Raw genomic sequence first — 17,086 nt, 5'->3', positions numbered from 1 at the left:
ATGCCAAACGTAATCGTTACGCCGCATAGCGCTTTCAATACAAGGGAAGCCGTAGGTCGAATAGTCGAGACCACGGTCGCAAATATCCACGCCTTCCTCGAAGGCCATCCGCAGAACATCGTTAGCAGATCGCCATCGCGCATGAATTAAGCGTCGAGGTCTGGATCATCGAAGTCCGTCGGGCCAACGTCATGGCGAAAGCGGGAAGCTTTAAGTCTTGCGGATGCTGATCGAGATTAAGGGGTCTTGATGCATGTTGGCGGGTCGTCATGTATGTGCGCCCTGCCCGGGCCGAGGAGCGCGAAGCGCTCGCCGAGTTCGGCGCCGCCTCTGAGCGATATATGGCCGAGGTTCCCGCTTTCGCTTCGCGGATCGGAGCCAGGAGGGGGAATCGCAGACGCGGCCAAGTCTGAGAAAGGGACGGAGCGGGGATGCGGTCTTGGATTTAATCCAGGGCCGGCGCGCCTCGGTAAAGACGCTCCCTCTCCATGTCGCTAAAACTAGAGCGACGTACGGATAAACGAACGCGCCTCGCGACCCGAAGGCCCAAAACCTGGGAGATTGAACACGAGCCGGCGCAATATCTTGTATAAAGTCGCGAACAGAGGCGCTGAAACCCTTGTTTCGTCCCATTTCGGAATTTAGCGTGGCGTCAAGGTGTCCGAGGAGGACCGATCTCGGCATGAATCGTCTGGCTAAGAGACTGCGATTTTGCGCGGCGATCTGTTTGCTCGCGCTTTACGCCACTTTCGTGGTCAGACCTGCGGTCGCGCTCACCTTCGTTCTTGGCGCCGCGGCGACCCACTGCCTGAGCGAGCATCATGGCGCTCTTGCGGCTATGGATCTTCATGGCAATGCGCACAAGCAGCGCGGCGCTCATGCGCATCGCGAGGCAGCGCATAAGAATGTCGATGGCGCTCCAACAAGGGACGGAGGCGACCAACAGGAGCGACATGCCTGCGTAGACTGCAGTTTCTCATGCTTCGGCATCGTAGCCAATAGCGCCATTCCAATCGAGCAGCCTAATCCCACTTCCCCCTTCTTCGTGGTTCTCGACGAGGCTCTGAGCGGTCGCGGACCTAGTCGGATCAGCTGGCCTCCTATAGCCGTGCTGCCGCTTTGAGAACCAGCGCGGCAGCACGAATCGCGACCGACGCTCGAATCGATCACGACACGACGAAGGTCTTTTTCATGTCTCGGCGAGCACGAACTCGCGCCGTCCCACCCGAGGAGCCGCGAAGCAAATTTCTTTGCCGTCTGGCCAAACTCGCCAGCGTCCAGATGATTGCTGGAATAACGGTCGGATGCGCGCCGCCGCCCCCGCCGCCTTTCGCGGGCCCCGACCCGGCGGACGCTTTCGCGCCCGCGCCCGCCGTCCGCTATCGCTCCACCACCGGCTCTTACGTTAGCCAACGGCCGATCGAACCGGGCGCTTGGACCGAGCAGAACAAGCGGGCCGCCCCATCGCCCGAACCGGAACATCATCCGGGAATGGCGCACGAATCGATGCAGCATCATTCTGGATCGGGGCGTCAATGATGAATTCGCCCGATCCATTCCGTTCAGTTCCGAAGCGCCGCCGGAACGAATTTGTTCGAGGGCTTCGCGCGGGCACCGCGCTGGTATTCGCCATCGCTGTTTCTGCCTGCGGCAGTTTCTCGCCCGATAGCGGCATGAGCGTCGTCGCGGGCATCGCCGGCACGGAGCTCGGAAAGGATGCCGTCGCGATCCGCACGCCAGAGGACGCGGTATCGGCTCGGAGTCGCGTCGAACATCTCCTCAAGCGCTCCTTGACCGCCGACGGCGCCGTGCAGATCGCGCTCCTCAACAATCGCGGCCTGCAGGCGGCCTACAACGAACTCGGCGTCGCGGAAGCTCTGATGGTCGAGGCTTCGCTTCCGCCGAACCCACAGTTTACCTTGCAAGAAATCGGCGGGATCGCGGAATTCGAGATCGAGCGGCGCATCATCACCAACATACTGGCGCTGGCGACCTTGCCCGCGCGAGCGGCGATCGCCGCGGATCGATTCCATCAGGCGCAACTCCACGCCGCCGAGGAGACGCTCCGACTCGCGGCCGAGACGCGGCGGCACTATTTGCGCGCCGTTGCGGCGCGCGAACTCGTGGGTTTTTTGACGCAGGCCAATGCTTCAGCGGAAGCGGCGGCGAAACTCGGCAGGGCGCTCGGGGAAACCGGCGCGATGAACAAGCTCGATCAGGCGCGGGAGCAAGTGTTTTACGCCGACTTGACGACCCAGCTCGCGCGGGCGCGCCAGCGCGCCTTGAGCGCGCGGGAGCGGCTGATCCACTCGCTCGGATTGTGGGGAAGCGACCTCGACTTCAAGCTTGCGAGCGCTTTGCCGGCGCCGCCGGCGCGCCCTCGAAGCTGGCCGATGGTGGAGCGGAATGCGATCGAGCGACGGGTCGATCTGCAGATCGGGCGCCTCGAACTTCTGGCGCTCGCCAAGTCCTACGGGCTGACGCAGGCGAGCCGGTTCGTGAACCTGCTGGAGCTGACGGGGATAGAGGAGATCATCCAGGAAAAAATCACCCCTGAAAAAATTTTCCAAGAAGAAGAAAAAACCCTCGCTGCGCGCATTCGGAATCGCGGATACAGGGTCGCCTTCGAAATCCCGATCTTCGATTTCGGCGAAGCCCGTGTCCGCAAGGCCGAGCAGGCCTATATGATCGCGGCGAACCGCTTGGCGCAAAGGGCCGTCGCCGTTCGTTCGGAAGCGCGCGCAACGTATCAACTCTATCGCTCGACCTATGACATCGCAGCCCATTACCAGCGCGAGGTCTTGCCGCTGCGCAAGATCATCTCCGACGAAAGCCTACGGCAATACAACACGATGCAGATCGACGTCTTCCCACTGCTCGACGAGGCGCGCCGACGCGTCCTGGCGACGAGCGCCGCCATCGAAGCCAAGCGAGACTTCTGGCTCGCGACGACCGATCTGCAGGTCGCCCTCCTCGGAGGGGGAGGCGCGCCGGGCGAACCTAATCCGGCGGCGGAACTGGAGCAGCTGAACGCGCTGCAACCCGGCATAACGGAGGAGACGAAGCGGTGATAACCCGAAGAAGCTTTTTCGGCGGTGCGGCCGCTGTCGCGAGCGTTGGCCTGGTGAGCGGACGCGCTCAGGCCGCGGCGATTCCCGAGGCGCCGCGCATGACGACGCCCGCGACGCAGCCGCCCCTCTTTCCGTCGAGCGGACCAGACTATCGGCCCGTCGTGACCCTGAACGGATGGTCATTGCCGTTTCGCATGAACGGTGACTGGAAGGAGTTTCACCTCGTAGCCGAGCCGGTCGAGCGCGAATTCGCGCCTGGAATGACGGCGCGGCTGTGGGGCTACAACGGCCAGTCTCCTGGGCCGACCATCGAGGCGGTTGAAGGCGACAAGGTGCGCGTCTTCGTCACAAACAAGCTCCCCGAGCATACCTCGATTCATTGGCATGGCGTGTTGCTGCCAGCGGGCATGGACGGCGTCGGCGGCGTCACCCAGCCGCACATCCCTGCGGGCAAGACGTATGTCTACGAGTTTGAACTGAAGGAAAGCGGCAGCTTCATGTACCATCCGCATTCGGACGAGATGGTGCAATTGGCGATGGGCATGATGGGCATGTTCGTCGCACACCCACGCGATCCCACGAAATACCGGGTCGACCGGGATTACGTGTTCGTGATGAACGCCTATCGGTTTGACCCTGGAACCTATCTTCCCAAGGTCGCCGAGATGACCGACTTCAATTTGTGGACTTGGAACAGCCGGGTCTTTCCTGGGATCGACGACATGGTGGCCTCGCTCGGCGACCGCGTGCGCATTCGCATGGCCAATCTGTCGATGACCAATCATCCGATCCACGTGCACGGGCATCATTTCTCGGTGGCCGGCACAGATGGGGGCTGGGTGCCGGAGTCGGCGCGTTGGCCGGAAGCCACGATCGACGTGCCCGTCGGCGCGATCCGCGCCGCCGAATTCATCGCCGCATATCCGGGCGATTGGCCGATCCACTGCCACAAATCGCATCACACCATGAACGCCATGGGCCACGACTTGCGCAACTTCATCGGCGCCAAGCAGAACCGCGAACTCGCAAAGGCCATCAGCAAGCTGGCGCCAGGCTATATGCCCATGGGCGCCTCAGGCATGGGCGAGATGGCGGCCCACATGGCGGCGGGGCATATGCCCAGCCCCGCCAACACGCTGCCGATGATGACCGGTCAAGGCCAATTCGGTCCCGCCGAGATGGGCGGCATGTTCACCCTGGTGAAAATCCGCGAGGGACTGGGGGCGAACGACTACAAGGATCCAGGACCCTACAAACACCCAGGGCGCACGGTCTCATACGAGTTCGAGGGCGAAATCGCGGAACCGCCGCGAGACGGCAACGGCGGCCGTGTGGAACCGAGAGCGCCGGCGCCGGAGCCACGTGCGATCGAGCCGGGGACTAAAACAAATCACAAGGGCCATCATTGAACCGGCATAGCGTGTGACGCCGCAACGGCGATCGGGCGGGGTGCGGCGTCAGGATCAACTTGCCGTTATTTTGCAAATATATCGAGCGGGCGACTTGATCAAGAACGACAAGGTCAAGCTGCCCAAGGCGTGAATGGCGCCTTCACAAGGTCAGCGCATCGGAAGGCAAGAGCTAAGTTTCGGACCATCGTTTTGGGAGCTCTCTTTATTTGCGCGGCAGGGCTTCACCGGTCTCGCATCGCTCGCCTCGCCCCCGCCGAGTGGCCGCGGCGTCGCTCCGAGGAGGAGTTGACCGGGCCGGCGCGCGCCTTATTTGGCGAGGCACGGCGTTGACGACCGCGCCGGGTCCGATAGCGGCATTGGAGGGGGAAGATGATCCGTAAATTGACGATAGCGACGGCCCTTGCGGCTGCTCTGGCGTTCCCTTCGGCGGCGCTCGCCGGCCATCATGGGGGCGGCCATCATGGCGGTTGGGGCGGCCATCATGGCGGTTGGGGCGGTCACCACGGCGGTTGGGGCGGTCACCACGGCGATTGGGGCCACTAGGGCGGCCATCACGGACGTTGCCGGAGTTGGTGGGGAGACACTGGCGCCGGGTTCGCTGAGAGACAGAGCGAAAACATGAGAAAGCGGTCTTGGCCTCCTGGGCCAAGACGTCTTTGATTGCCGGCATCTATCTTTCGGGATCAACAAGCGCCGAGCCCATGCCTATCGGCGAGCGGACTGCAAGCGCTGCTCGATGGTTCTGCGGTGGCGCGGTTGTCGATTTACACTTCAATATGAGACTGACACGTTGTTGAATTTCAACGCCTTGAATGAGACCAAGGTGTACGCGAGGACATTTCAATTGAGATTGCGGCAGCGATTCTTGTCACTCCAAATGAGACTCATCGACCGGTCGATCGACCAGCACGGTCGATCAGAATCCGCGTTACATCAAAGCTTTCGCGCGGCTCGGAGCGCGCTTTCAATTGAGACTCGATCTCAAGAAAGTCTCAAATAAAATCACCCAAATAGGTTCGAACCGGCCACGTCTCATACGGATTCCGGCTGACTGACTCGCGGGAGCGGGATTCCCTTCTGGAATCGAAACAGCTAAGTTTTGTCGTCATGAATCGCGACGGGGCGGAGCATAACAACGATAGCCGCGCATTTGAGTGTCGAAGCGTTACGTGATCGGTATGTTTCGAGCGCCGACGTCATGGAGGCGCGGCATTTTCAGACGGTTTAGCTTCTCGCCAAGGGTCACAGCGTCGGCGACGTCGCCGAGATGACCTCGTTCGGCCGGCGTTGGATCGAACAACTCGTTGTTCGCTACAATGTGGAAGGGCCGGATTCGCTGGGCGATTTGCGTCGGCGTAACGGCGCGCCTGCGCGGATTCTCACCCCCGAAGTTCTTGCGAAGCTGCGAGTTCGCCTGCAAGAGCCGCCTGACGACGGCGGTTTGTGGACGAGCGCCAAAGTCGCGGCGTTCATCGCGCGCGAATTGGGACTTACGAGCGTCGCCGTTCAACGTGGCTGGGAAGCGCTGAAGGCCTGCGGCATGTCGATCCAGACGCCGCGCCCGAAAAATCCCAAGTCCGCCACGCCGGAGGAGACCGCGGCGTTTAAAAAAACCTCCAGGACATCGTCGCCGAGGAAGCGAAAAAGCATCCCGAGCAGCCGGTCGAGGTCTTCGCCAGCGACGAACACCGGCTCGGCCTGAAGCCGGTGACGCGGCGCGTTTGGGCGCCGGTCGGCGAGCGCCCGATCGCGCCGGGCCATCATCGCTTCGACTGGCTTTACGTGACGGCCTTCGTGTCGCCGGCGAGCGGCGAAACCTTTTGGTATGTGCATGACGGCGTGTCGAAGCCGTTCTTTTCCGCGCTACTCGAAACCTTTGCGCGCGAGGCCGGCGCCGGCGCCCGCCGAACCATCGTGCTCGTTCTCGACAACGCCGGCTGGCATGGTGAAGCCGGGCTCGATGTTCCAGACGGTCTGCGCTTGGTCTTCCTGCCGCCCTACACGCCAGAACTGCAACCAGCCGAAACGCTGTGGGCGCTCGTCGACGAGCCCATCGTCAACAAACATGTCGCGACCATTGACGAACTCGACAACATCATCGGCCAAAGATGCGCCGCCCTCGCTAACGAACGAGACGTCATCAAAAGCCGAGCCGGTTTCCACTGGTGGCCGAAAATCGCCGGCCCGAAGTAATCAGCCGGAAGCCGTATCACCTTGTAGTGTAAATCAACAACATGGAACCAGACGTCGGGTAAGCGACCTATGGCTCGGAGCGTCTGCGTTACCTAGATCTGCGGGAACTTGGTCCGCAGCACGCAGTGGCGAGTGAGGAAACCAACCCGGATATCGACAATCGCATAAGCGGCGCCTTCGACGAGTCGATCTCGAATCGGTTCACTTGGCAGGCGTTTCCATGGAGGCGATGGATGACAGCGGCTTCATTGCCCGCCAAAAGGTCAGCGACTTCCACCACCGCCCCTCGACTGTGACTGGTTCAAACCCAGCCTCGCGCAGATAGATCGGTATCTTTCCTTCGAAGGCGTCGGCCGAGGTCCCGACGTGCGACAGCGGCCACAGGACAATCCGCCACAGCACGCTGTCGGACCGGTCTAAGTCGACTACGATCAACCGCCCGCCCGGCCGAAGGACACGGCCAATTTCCTTGAGGCCGCTTCGCTTCACTTCGCCTGGCAGGTGATGGAGGACCAAGCTCAATAGCGCCGCGTCGAAGCTGGAGTCCCCGAAAGGAAGCTCTTCGACAGCAGCCAATTCGAAGGTCGCCCGACTTCCTTCCTGAGCGGCATTGCGGCGGGCGATCGCTATCATCCTCGGACCAGGATCGAAGCCGACGACCTGACCCGAGGACCCGACCGCCTCGGCGGCAAGACGGGTCCATACGCCGGTTCCACAACCGGCATCGAGGACGCGCTCGCCGGCCTTTAGGGCAGCCACCTCGAGAATTTGCCTCCGGAAAGCGCGACCCAATCCGAGCAACGTGCACAAACGGTCGTAAAAGGGCGCGATCCACTCGAGGGTCACGCCATCGGTTTCCGGCGCTAGCTCACTTCCGGCCTCCGGTTGAGACCAACTGAAAATCAAGCCCCATAATATGACGAGCGGACATCCAAGCAGCACGGTAACAGCCAATACATGCCACCAGGTGAGTCCGAAAGCGAGCAGAATGCTGATGGCGAGCGCCAAGGATAGTATCGGGTAGAGCCAGGCGTGGTCACGTCTCGATGTTCTCCGCATGTCGATCGTCCCATCACGTTTTGAAAACCTGCTCCAGTTTCAGGGGGCCCGATCTCGCTATCATACAAAAGGGGCTTAATGAATGCCGGCAGCGACGATCGGGTTCCGGGACACTCGGGGTATACACGCCCACTCGTGGCAGCCTGGCTTATCCGGCTTTCATGGCTGTGCTCTCTCTAGCTTGTGTCGAGCCGGCCATCCGTTCCACACGGGACGCTGGCGATCAGTCAAACTTCACCCGATCCGGCGAGCGGAAGTAGAAAAAATGGCCCTCGTACTTGGACTGCATCGCTATGATCGAGTGCCCCACCGCGCGTTCCAAGTCTGCAGCGCTAATGGCGGCTACGAACCTCGCGTGCTTCCATGCCTCAGCAATAGGGAAGAGGAAACCGACTCGTGACGCCTGAGCGCCTCTTCATTCGCGACATCGATCACCCGAGCGGGGACTTGCTTGACTTTGAGATCGTCGAGCGAAATGGCCTGGGTCATCCGGATACAATCTGCGATGAAATTGCCGAACAGATGAGTTTAGCGCTATCGCGCCTCTATCTCTTGGAATGCGGCAAGGTGCTTCACCACAATGTCGACAAAGCGTTGCTCGCCGGTGGCGCGTCTTCGCCACGGTTTGGCGGCGGTGAGATCTCGCGCCCTATCGAGCTCTTCGTCGCTGGAAGGGCGACGGGGTCTTTCCAAGGAAAGGATCTGCCTATCGAAGATCTGGCGCATCAAGTTGCCGCCGAATGGTTCGCCAAACATCTCCCCACCATTGATACGGGGCGGGACATCAAAGTGCGTAATTTGGTACGGCCTGGGTCAGCCGACTTGACCGACCTCTTCGCGCGGCGATCAGGACGGGCGCGTCTAGCCAATGATACCTCCTGTGATGTGGGTTATGCGCCGCTGAGCCGTCTCGAGACAATAGTCTACGCCGTCGAGGCGCATCTCGGCGCTATGGCACAGGGTCGCCATCAGGAGATTGGGAGAGACATCAAGGTAATGGGCATTCGGCAGGGTGAGCATATCCATCTTACGATCGCCTGTGCGATCATCGATCACTTCGTGCATAGCCTTGCGGACTACTTGGACATCAAAAGAATGATTGCCGCCGTTGCGCGTCAGATCGCAAAGGAGCATGGAGTCGAGAACATCAGTCTTGAGGTAAACGCGGCCGACAACCCAACCGCCTGCAGCGTTTATCTGACCGTCACAGGAACCTCGGCCGAGGCAGGCGATGATGGGGAAGCCGGCCGCGGCAACCGCATCAACGGACTCATTACTCCATTCAGGCCGATGACCATGGAGTCCGTGGCCGGGAAGAATCCCGTGATGCATGTCGGCAAGCTATATAACATCGCCGCCGGTCTGATTGCGCAGCGTCTGATAGAGGACGTGGCGGACATTGCCGAAGCGCAATGCCTGATCGTTAGCCAAATAGGCAGTCCTGTGGATCAGCTGCGGATACCGACGAAGCCGGCCATGCATTCCAATATGAAGCCGGCCACCTGTTCCGATCTGAAGCCGGCCGGGGTTCCGATTTGATGTCGGCCACCAGCGTCGCTCTGCCGCAGATCGATTTGGATGATGTTTCGCGTTTTGAACGCGGTCAAGCGGGTTGGTTTTTTGCCGCCGGCGATCGCCGTTTACGCAGGCTCTCGCCGGAGAGTTCGATCCGATAAGCGTTGTGGATGACGCGGTCGAGGATGGCGTCGGCGATTGTCGGTATGCCGATCATGTCATGCCAGCGGTCGACGGGAATCTGACTGGTGATGACGAGGGAGCCGGCGTCGTAGCGGTCCTCGACAATTTCCAGGAGGTCGCGCGCCTGGTCGGCGTTGAGCGCCTCCGGTCCCCAATCGTCGAGGATGAGCAAATTGGCGCGGGCGATAGAGCGCAGCAGCCGGCTGTAGCGGGCGTCGCCATGAGCGACCGCGAGGTCGGCGAAAAGCCTGGGCACGCGGTAATAGAGCACGGAGATGTCCTGCCGGCACGCTTTTTGGCCGAGCGCGCAGGCGAGCCAGCTCTTCCCGAGCCCGCTCGCCCCGGTGATCAGCAGATTGCGGCGCTCAGCGATCCAGTCGCAGGCGGCGAGTTTAAGGAAGAGCGCGCGGTCGAGCCCGCGCGGGCTCTGGTAATCCACGTCTTCGACGCTGGCCGGATGACGCAGACGCGCGGCGCGAGAGCGCGCTTCGAAGCGTTTCTGCCGGCGCAGCGTCAGTTCGTATTCGAGCAGCAGGCCGAGCCATTCGGCGTGCTCCAGGCCGCGCGTCTCGGCTTTGTGTTCGAGTTCCTTGAACCCCTTGGCGAGCCCATAAAGGCCAAGCGTGTTCAGTAGATCGAGTGTCGGATGAGCAAGCATGAGGCGTTCCTTCTCAATGGTAATAGCCGGGGCCGCGTAGATTGGCGTGCTCGAATAGCGCCGCCGTCCCGCCGTCCCGGGCAGCCGCCGCGGGTTTGCGGGCGAGCAGCGAGGAGACGCTCTTGCAATTGAACGCGCCGATCTCGAGCGCGCGGGCTGAGACAGCTTCGGCGCGTGCGGGATCGACGCCGCGGTAAAGCTGCAAAACGCCCAGGCAGGTGCGAAAGCCCTGTTCGGGATGTCGGCGGCTGGCGAGCACCGCCGCGACGAGCCCCTCCGTATTCGGCCCGATCTTCGCGGCCCATCGGAGGAAGCGGTCCGGCGTCCAGGCGGCGTAGCGCCGATGTGAACTCGGCATATGGTCCGGGTCTGTGCCATGCCGGCTGCCCATTGCGCGGCGCTCGTGCAGGCCGACGCGCTGACCGCGATAAAAGATCTCGATCATACGCGCGGTGACCCGCACATCGACCTCGGCATGGATGAGCGTGTGCGGGACCGAATAGAAAAACCCATCGACCTCAACGTGATAGTCGATGTTGACGCGCGCGCGCTTCCACTCGGCGTATTCCCAATCCGCCTCGGGCAAGGGAGAGAGCGCTTCCCGCTCGATCTTATCGAACAGCTCGCGACGGCTGACCCCGAGTTTACGCATCGTCCGGCTGTTCATCGCCTCCATGGCGAGCGTGATGGCGGCGTTACATTCGGTGAGCGAGAAGAAGGTTTGCCGCCGCAGGCGCCCGAGAATGTAGCTTTGCGCAAACCTCACGCCCGCTTCGACCTTCGCTTTGTCGCGAGGCTTTCTCGGCCGAGCCGGCAGCACGCCGACGCCGTAATGCGACGCGAGCGCGCCATAGGTTCGATTGATCTCGGGGTCATAGAACGACGCCTTGTTGACCCCGCTCTTGAGATTGTCGGGAACCAGCAGCCTCGGCGTTCCACCGAAAAAATGGAACATGCGCACATGCGCCCCGGTCCAGTCCGGCAGCTTCTGCGTCCAGGTCGCCTCTGCATAAGTCAGGTTCGAGGCGCCAAGCACCGCGACGAAAATCTCCGCCTCCCGGATCTCGCCCGTGGCGGGGTCGACGATGCCAATGCGCTTGCCAGAATAGTCGACGAAAACCTTGTCGCCCGCGACATGGTGCTGGCGCATCACAGGAGTCAGTCGTCGCTCGAAGCCGCGAAGCAGATCGCAAAACCGGCTGTAGCCATAACCATCTGGACGCGCCGCGCGATATTCCTCCCACAAGATCATCATGGTGACGCCGGCGCGTTTTAGCTCCCGCGCCAGTTCCGCCCAGTCCGGTTCAACCCGGCGGCGCGCGCCCGTTTTGACGCCGGCATGCGCGAATAGCCGCTTCTCCAGCGCGTCGTCGCTCAAATTCTCGGGCAGCGGCCAGTTCAGACCAGCCGCCGCCGCGCGTTTCAAATTGTCTTGGATCGTGCTGCGCGCCACGCCGAGCCGGCGCCCGATCTCGCGCGCGCTCACCCCATCGTGGGCAAGCCGCAGCATCTGCCTCAGTTGTCGCATGGTCAGTTCTCTCTTCGCCGGCATCCCGTTCTCCTCGTCGATCTCGACAAGGCGGAATGCCAAAGTTGCTGACCTGCGGCAGCAGACGAAAAGAGGACCAAAGGCCTCTCAGGTGGCCGGCTTCAGTTCGGAATGGTGGCCGACATCAATTCGGAACGCTGGCCGGAATGAAATCGGAATCCCCGGCCGGCTTGCATCGGAATTCGCAGCGAAGCCTCAGGCGATCGAGGTATCCGTGCGCGGTTCCGGTCGGGCGAGCGAGTTGGGGAACGAGATCACGGCGATTGTTGCGGATGAGCTTTCCCATCTCGAGTCCGTCGCCGAGGAGCTCACCAGGGGCGCCTTGGCGGTCGGGCGCTGGCCGCTGCGGCAAGACCGCTGACGCTCCACGGCGCGGCGCCTATTCGGGTGTCTTGACACCCCTCGCCGAGCTTGCGCGACATCAGCAAGCCATCAGACGACGGGCCGCTCTCCTGCTCGCAAACGCAGCGACAAAAGCAGCATAGCTCCAGGCTAAGTTCTTCGCGGACGTTTGCGCGCCAGTCGTCTGATCGAATTGCTCCGACAATTCTCCCGAGGCCAGCGTATGCGCCCGCACCATGGCCATGAACGTATCGCCGCGATCGAGAAACGCTTTGAAGAGCCTTTCTCTGAACGGTGGTTCGACCGACGCAGCCGCGAGCGCCGCGCGAGGCTCGCCGAGCATATCCGCCAACAACGTCCGGTTTCCCGCCGAAACCGGAATCATTGCCCCTCTGCCGATTGCCTCCGCGAAGAGAAAGTAAAACTGTGCCGCTCCGAACGTCGAAAAATAATAGGCTCCGCCGCTGTAATATGAATCATGGGCATAGCGTCCCATAGCAGGAGCGCAATCTGACGCACGCTCCTGGTTGATGGGATACTTTTTCTCAAAAAACTCCTCGAGCCGCGCCAGCGTGGCAAGCGCCTTCGGATCGAGGACGCTGTGAGGCCCCTCCGCCCGCGCCGCATGAATCACGCCAAGAGGCACAGCCATGTCGAGTCGCCTCGCAGGCGCGGCGCTCGGCCTATCCGCCGCGTTGGCGAGGCGGCAGACATAAACGCCTTCATCAGGATCGAAATGGGCGTCGAGACGCTGACGGATTTCTTGCGCAGCCGCGCGATAGGCTTGCGCACGCGTCACGTCGCCAGCCGCATCCATCCATGCCGACCCATCGGCAAGCGCTGCATATTGCACGAGGCGCGTGTGATAATGATGACTAGAAACTTCTTCCCAAAGATCGAAACAGGGCTCTCGTATAGTCGAGGTCGCATCGGAGCAGCGCCTTGACCAACATTTCGTCCGCACGCTCACGAAACGCGTCGAACTGGTAAAAGCGCAAGACGGCGAGTGCGCGCAACGCTGGCCCATCATTTTGCGGACGAGCCCAATTGAGAATGTCGAGCGTCCCGTCCGGATTGTAACGCGCTTCGCCAAGGACGCGGTCACCATAGACTTGACTAAGATCACGGTCGCTGCGCGCGTGAGGGAGGAAAGCGGGATCAATCGCTCGGCGATAATCCCCATGACGCAAAAAAGCGCGGCCATCGAGCTGGCAAAGGCCAAGGCTGAAATTGACAAAATCGACGAGATAACGAGTTGCATCTGACCCCAGCGTCTGCTCCGCGAGCAATACGCGTAAAGCGTCAATGACGATCGCTGAATCGCACACCCAATGGAAAAAATAGTCCGGATTTGGATCGTAAGAAGCGAGCTCGGGAGAGGCCAGGACGGATCCAGGCGCTGGCCGAATGGTCTGCCCAAAATGACGGAACTTTGACGAGTTCGGTTGCTGAAACCGCCCTGAGCATGGCGGCGGCGGAGAGCAGATATTGCCGCTCCATCCATTCCAAAAGCGTGCCCGCATTGTCGCTCATCGCATTTTCTTTGACCGCTGGCTTTTACAGCTCCCTGCGGGGGCCCTATTTGAGATGCGGGCTTTGAAATCCGAGGCGACGCAATCCAACCTGCACATCGGGATCCTTCATGAAAAGATTCCACAGTAGACCCGTGCGGTAGTTTTCGATCATTGAGACGATAGGTCCCTGGTCGATTGCAAGATAGGTATTGGAGAACCAATCGGCGTCCTCGCTGAACGCATCGGTAAAACCAAAACGGCCCCAAAGCCTGTCGCCGATCCTATCGTAAAAATGCCGCATGGCGCGAAGCGCCGCTTCCGGCGCATATGGAAAACTCGATAATGCCGCGGTCGGCGCAATCACGCCATTGTCCTCGTCCGGCGCATGCCGCTTGCAACATTGCACACTGACATGCCCGCTCCCGCACGCACGAGCGCATTTATCGTCTCCCGGCGCGTGAACGTAGTAACCCCCGGGATCGTCGCTCGCCGTGAGGCCCCAGCAGGATGGCCCATAACCCTTGTGATTCCCGGGATTGCGGACGCAATGTTCAATATTGATCCGCACATGATGCGTATTCTGTCGCCAGTAGTTGGCGTAGACATCCTCGAGCCCACGCGGATCGAGGCCGCAGAAGGAATAATGGCAAAAGAACAAGGGCCCGCCATAAGGAGGGCCGAGCGGCAGTTCGATACCGAAATAAGAATGGCCGTTCAAAAAGCTCCGGCTCTGCGCCCAGCCATCGTGATAGACTGACGAGTCGATTGGATAGCGCGGCGCGGCGGCGGCAAGGACATAGGTCAAGAGGCATTCGTTCCAGCCGCGGATTTCATGAGCAAGGCTGAAGCCGTTGTTGGGGCTCCAATGCCAAGTCAGTACGCTATGACCTTCGCGGACGTGCCAGTTCCATTCCACGTCGAGCCACAGGCAGGTGATGCGGTCGCGCAGGCTTTTCTCGGCGGGCGTATCGCGATCGAAATATTGTCGCGCGCACAATAGGCCCTGAAACAAAAGCGCGGTCTCGACGATATCGCCGCCGTCGTCCTTCCGACTGAAGGGTATGGTCGCACCGCCCGGGCCGCCGCAGCTGTAGCAAGACACTCCGGGTCGGGGCGCGCAACAGGCCCCGGTTCGGCCATTCATGAAGTGCGGAAAATGACCGTGATAACAGGGCGCGCGTTCCAGGAGATTGAGCATGAGCGCAAAACGCGTCAGAGCTTCATCCCGAGTGATCCATCCCCTTTCCGTCGCGGCGATGATGGCCATGACGCCAAAGCCGGAACCTCCGATCGCAACGCAATCATCCTGTGGATCTTCAAGGAGGCTAATGTGATCACGTGCAAGGCCGCTCGCTGGATGCGCGCCCTCCCAAAAATAGAGGAAGGTTTGCCGCTGCACGAGATCAAGCAGCGCCTCATCCGATAAGACCGGCCTTTGTTGGGAGATGATCCGGTTGTTTTGAGCGATTGTCATCGGCTAACGATCCTACGGAGCATGGACGCCATGCGGGTTTATTTATTGTCTATCTGCAAGGACGGCCCTCCGCCTTCGGGCTTCTGGATCACATGGCAAGCAGGGAGCCCTTAGTCGCTGACCTTGAGGATTCATGGTCAAGTAAAGAACACGCGTATAGAACTCGTCCTTAGCCTGCGGTCCGCTGATGTGAACGAGGGTTGTTGCCGCCCATTCCTGCTCGAAGATGTCGAAAAGCATTTTGCGCGCCTGCGGAGCAAGAGACTCGATCGCCTCGTCGACAAAGACCCAACGCGGCTTGTGAAGCAAAAGGCGCGCGAAAGCGAGACCTTGTTGTTCCGGCTCGCTCAGTTCCCTGTCCCATCGCGCGATACGATCGAGCCAGCGCGATAGATGTGACAAGCCCATTTTCGCTAAAGCTGCCATGAACTCCTGATCCGAGAAGCTGCGTGGCGGATTCGGATAAGCGAGCGCGGCGCGCAAGGCGCCGTCAGGTATATAAGGGCGCTTGGGCATGAACATCACGCTCTGCGCCGGCGGCAGGCAGATCCTGCCGCTTCCCCATGGCCATAAGCCCGCCATCGCGCAGAAAAGAGTCGTTTTTCCTGAACCAGGCTCGCCGACAATCAAAACACGGTCTCCCGGCAGGATCTCGACACGCAGTTCATTCAACATCGTGCACCCCGAGGGAGAAATGACGCCAAAGTCATCCAGACGGAGCTTGTCATCCGATGTCGTAACGAGTTGGATACGGGTCGCCTCATCACCGAGCTTGTCCATTTCGATCAATGCCTGGCGAAAGCCGCCGACACGAAAGAGCGTCGCGCGCCAATCCGCAATAACGCCGAAATTATCGACGAACCACCGTAGCGACTGCTGTACTTGATTGAACGCGCCAACGGCCATGAGCAACCCGCCAAAAGAAAGATCTCCGACGAAGTAAGCGGGCGCCGCTACAACTATCGGCGCGATGATCGTGAACCATCCGTAGCCGGCCGTAATCGAAGTCAGGCCCGTCGTTGCGCCGACGAGCCGACGCAGAATGACGAGAAGGCGATCAAGCTCTCGATGCAGTCGATCGCTTGCTTCTGCCTCGCCGCGGTAGACGGCGATCGCGTCGCTATGCTCATTGACGTGAACGAGGGCGAAGCGCAGATCGGACTCGCGGGCATAACGTTCGGCGTTGAGGGAGATCAGCGGTCGGCCTACACGCCAGCTCGCCCAAGATCCCGCGCCCGCGTAGAGAAGCGCGCACCAGACCATATAACCGGGGATAGCAAAGCTTTTTCCCTGGAACTCGAATACCACGCCCGCCGACAGAATCCACAGGACGCCGATGAAGCTCGCTAAGAGAAGCGTCGCTTGTATGAGCCCGACGCCCAGATCAGTGGAGAGTTCGGCCAGATGCTGGGCGTCCGCATGGATGCGCTGGTCCGGATTCTCTCCGACTTCCTTAGCGCCGGCAAGGAGAAAAGCGCGTTTGGGCTCGAGCCATTGCGCGAAAAGGTCCCGTGTCAGCGCTTCGCGCAATTTCATCTTCGTCATCTGGTTGAGCCACGTCTGGGCCACGTTCAGGACCAACAGAGCGCCAGCGATATAGGCGAAAACGATAAGTTGGGAGCCGAAGGCCGGAAGATCTTTGCGAGAGAGAGCATCGTAAAACGGTTGGTTCCAGGCATTGAGCCTGATCTGTCCATAAGCGGTCGCAGCGACCACGGCCACAAGACCCACCCCGAGCCAAAGCAGCATGGCGCGGCCGCGCGAAACGTAGAACGCCTCCGAAAGCATTTTCAGTTGCGGCGCGAATCCATCGCTCTCCGTTCGCCGTTCGGCGACGGCTTGACACGTCGTGTCCGCCTGCTCCACCATCGATCCTCGACCTCTTTTTAGTTCACTTTAAATGTATCATCATTTGCAACCTCGATAAGCAAAATCGATGATAGAAGGCATCTCCAGATCGGATAAACTAGGTAGTCAGGCAGTCTCGCCTTTGACGCGTTTCGGGGGCATTGCAGAATTCCAAGCTCGGCTCCCCTGCGCTAGAGCCGAGCCGTCCCGGATCGGGCGTAATCGCGTCGCGACCACCTCGTCGTGAAAATCGACTATGCTTAAGAGT

At 60.7% G+C, this 17,086-nt stretch carries 13 protein-coding genes and 2 pseudogenes; 7 read left to right on the top strand and 8 right to left on the bottom strand.

The features are described from left to right. Positions 1–652 precede the first annotated feature (652 nt). Entirely contained in the window at positions 653–880 is a 228-nt protein-coding gene (locus tag QZ964_RS17785) for a hypothetical protein (protein WP_292533183.1), read from the bottom strand. 793 nt (positions 881–1,673) lie between these two features. Between QZ964_RS17785 and QZ964_RS17780 the strand changes: the two genes are divergently transcribed. The 6 genes and pseudogenes from QZ964_RS17780 to QZ964_RS17755 all read left to right on the top strand — a co-directional run bounded on the left by QZ964_RS17780 (position 1,674) and on the right by QZ964_RS17755 (position 6,676). After that, positions 1,674–3,071: a TolC family protein gene (locus QZ964_RS17780; RefSeq protein ID WP_292533182.1), complete on the top strand. Its 1,398-nt coding sequence runs from the start codon at positions 1,674–1,676 to the stop codon at positions 3,069–3,071. After that, positions 3,068–4,480 (top strand): copper oxidase, encoded by a 1,413-nt coding sequence (locus QZ964_RS17775; RefSeq protein WP_292533181.1) that lies wholly within the window; start codon positions 3,068–3,070, stop codon positions 4,478–4,480. The genes QZ964_RS17780 and QZ964_RS17775 overlap by 4 nt, the downstream gene beginning before the upstream one ends. A 372-nt stretch (positions 4,481–4,852) precedes the next feature. Next, the gene (locus QZ964_RS17770) at positions 4,853–5,026 is read left to right on the top strand and encodes a hypothetical protein (protein ID WP_292533179.1); all 174 of its coding nucleotides are present in this window, start codon (positions 4,853–4,855) and stop codon (positions 5,024–5,026) included. Positions 5,027–5,723: 697 nt separating this feature from the next. Further along, positions 5,724–5,867, top strand: a pseudogene (locus QZ964_RS17765) (helix-turn-helix domain-containing protein); the annotation flags it as partial. 57 nt (positions 5,868–5,924) lie between these two features. Continuing rightward, positions 5,925–6,185, top strand: a complete 261-nt coding sequence (locus QZ964_RS17760) for a winged helix-turn-helix domain-containing protein (RefSeq protein ID WP_292533189.1) — start codon at positions 5,925–5,927, stop codon at positions 6,183–6,185. Next, positions 6,107–6,676 (top strand): IS630 family transposase, encoded by a 570-nt coding sequence (locus tag QZ964_RS17755; RefSeq protein ID WP_292533187.1) that lies wholly within the window; start codon positions 6,107–6,109, stop codon positions 6,674–6,676. Before QZ964_RS17760 ends, QZ964_RS17755 begins: the two co-directional genes overlap by 79 nt. A 201-nt stretch (positions 6,677–6,877) precedes the next feature. Here QZ964_RS17755 and QZ964_RS17750 read toward each other — a convergent pair whose 3' ends face one another. Next, on the bottom strand, positions 6,878–7,735 hold the full coding sequence (locus tag QZ964_RS17750; RefSeq protein WP_292533178.1) for a methyltransferase domain-containing protein: 858 nt from the start codon (positions 7,733–7,735) through the stop codon (positions 6,878–6,880). Positions 7,736–8,131: 396 nt separating this feature from the next. Between QZ964_RS17750 and QZ964_RS17745 the strand changes: the two genes are divergently transcribed. After that, the gene (locus QZ964_RS17745; protein ID WP_292533177.1) at positions 8,132–9,274 is read left to right on the top strand and encodes a methionine adenosyltransferase; all 1,143 of its coding nucleotides are present in this window, start codon (positions 8,132–8,134) and stop codon (positions 9,272–9,274) included. Positions 9,275–9,338: 64 nt separating this feature from the next. Here the strand turns inward: QZ964_RS17745 and istB are convergent, their stop codons facing one another. From istB to QZ964_RS17715, 6 genes and pseudogenes are all read right to left on the bottom strand, one after another. Continuing rightward, a complete protein-coding gene (istB, locus tag QZ964_RS17740) occupies positions 9,339–10,091 on the bottom strand; it encodes an IS21-like element helper ATPase IstB (protein ID WP_292533175.1) in 753 nt (250 codons plus the stop codon). Between the two features lie 13 nt (positions 10,092–10,104). Further along, entirely contained in the window at positions 10,105–11,643 is a 1,539-nt protein-coding gene (istA, locus tag QZ964_RS17735) for an IS21 family transposase (RefSeq protein WP_292533173.1), read from the bottom strand. Positions 11,644–12,061: 418 nt separating this feature from the next. After that, positions 12,062–13,310, bottom strand: a pseudogene (locus QZ964_RS17730) (glycoside hydrolase family 15 protein). After that, positions 13,285–13,515, bottom strand: coding sequence for a hypothetical protein (locus QZ964_RS17725; protein ID WP_292533172.1), 231 nt, complete (start codon positions 13,513–13,515; stop codon positions 13,285–13,287). The pseudogene QZ964_RS17730 and the gene QZ964_RS17725 overlap by 26 nt, the downstream one beginning before the upstream one ends. A gap of 45 nt (positions 13,516–13,560) precedes the next feature. Next, positions 13,561–14,970 (bottom strand): glucoamylase family protein, encoded by a 1,410-nt coding sequence (locus tag QZ964_RS17720; RefSeq protein ID WP_292533170.1) that lies wholly within the window; start codon positions 14,968–14,970, stop codon positions 13,561–13,563. A gap of 42 nt (positions 14,971–15,012) precedes the next feature. Beyond that, positions 15,013–16,719, bottom strand: coding sequence for an ABC transporter ATP-binding protein/permease (locus QZ964_RS17715; protein ID WP_292533185.1), 1,707 nt, complete (start codon positions 16,717–16,719; stop codon positions 15,013–15,015). Between the last annotated feature and the right edge of the window lie 367 nt (positions 16,720–17,086).

This window comes from Methylocystis sp. (assembly GCF_021731785.1).
Taxonomy (GTDB): domain Bacteria; phylum Pseudomonadota; class Alphaproteobacteria; order Rhizobiales; family Beijerinckiaceae; genus Methylocystis.
The sequence above is the reverse complement of the archived record's forward strand: the minus strand, read 5'-3'. Positions and strand labels throughout refer to the sequence as shown.